Source organism: Elstera litoralis (assembly GCF_000963705.1).
GTDB lineage: Bacteria > Pseudomonadota > Alphaproteobacteria > Elsterales > Elsteraceae > Elstera > Elstera litoralis.
In genome coordinates, this window is the sequence record NZ_LAJY01000759.1 from 1 (window position 1) to 1,123 (window position 1,123).

The window sequence follows — 1,123 nt, forward strand, 5'->3', positions numbered from 1 at the left end:
GGAACAATCAGCCAGTGGAACTCTTGCCATCACGATACTTCCGCTTGTAAATATAAAAATTGGAGTTTCATGATGAATATTCTTATCATCGAAGATGATCGGAGAATTTCAGACTTCTTGCAGCGTGGATTGCGCGCGGAAGGCATGCAAGTACGCGTTACTCAGGAAGGGCACGAGGGTATTATTTTCGCCCAAGAGGCTTGGCAGAATTTCAGAAATTCCGGTTTGCCGACGATTATCATTCTCGATCTGATGTTGCCTGATATTAGCGGGCTTGAGGTATGCCAAAACGCTTCGAGCCGCGTTGATTCAGCTTCCGGTTCTCATGCTGACGGCCTTAACAACCGTTGAAGATCGGATTGCCGGTTTGCGGCTTGGTGCAGATGATTATCTGTGCAAGCCCTTCGATTTTGACGAGCTGCTTGCGCGGCTCGAGGCACTCAGTCGGCGCAGCCGCGAACTCAGTGCGGCACCCCAAACGGTGCTGCGCCTTGCAGATCTTGAGCTTGACCGTTCGACGATGCGGGTTACACGCGGAGGCCAGCCCATCTCGCTAACCGCCAAAGAATTGGCTTTGCTCGAACTCTTATTGAGCGCACCCGGTAAACTCTTTAGCCGGGAAAGAATCCTGTCTAATATTTGGGGTATGAATGAGGATCCTCTGACTAATGTGGTCGATGTATATATTGGTCGACTGCGTAGCAAGATCGACCAAGGGCATTCTCAACGGTTGATTCAAACACAAAGGGGGCTTGGATACCGTATCGATGCCAGTTAAGAACGGCTGAAAAAGCTTTGAGGTTGATAGAAATAAGGTTTGTATCTGTATATTTTTTCAAATGTCTTAGGTTTTTCAACGGATGATGAGTTGGGTGGAAATTGAAGCGCTATTTGCGCCCTTTTAGGAACCGGCGGAATTAGTCTTTTAGGATGCCCAGTTCGCGCTCTATCGTAGCGCCGAGTATGGCGGATGGGGTGGGATTCGAACCCACGGAAGGCTCACACCTTCGGCGGTTTTCAAGACCGCTGCCTTAAACCCCTCGGCCACCCATCCGTGGGGCGGACCCTAGCGAAGCCGCCTGGGTTCCGTCAAGAGTGCAGGTCCAGGACCGGCAGCGGTCCT

At 51.0% G+C, this 1,123-nt stretch carries 2 protein-coding genes and 1 tRNA gene; 2 read left to right on the forward strand and 1 reads right to left on the reverse strand.

Annotated elements, in window-relative coordinates:
• Together VZ95_RS27590 and VZ95_RS28400 are read left to right on the forward strand one after the other, a co-directional pair.
• The coding region (locus VZ95_RS27590) for a response regulator transcription factor (RefSeq protein ID WP_269747133.1) at positions 1-351 on the forward strand (351 nt) is incomplete at its 5' end.
• Positions 326-778, forward strand: coding sequence for a winged helix-turn-helix domain-containing protein (locus VZ95_RS28400; protein WP_269747134.1), 453 nt, complete (start codon positions 326-328; stop codon positions 776-778). The genes VZ95_RS27590 and VZ95_RS28400, both read left to right, overlap by 26 nt.
• Positions 779-964: 186 nt before the next feature.
• Here VZ95_RS28400 and VZ95_RS19620 read toward each other — a convergent pair.
• Positions 965-1,054, reverse strand: a tRNA-Ser gene (locus tag VZ95_RS19620).
• Between the last annotated feature and the right edge of the window lie 69 nt (positions 1,055-1,123).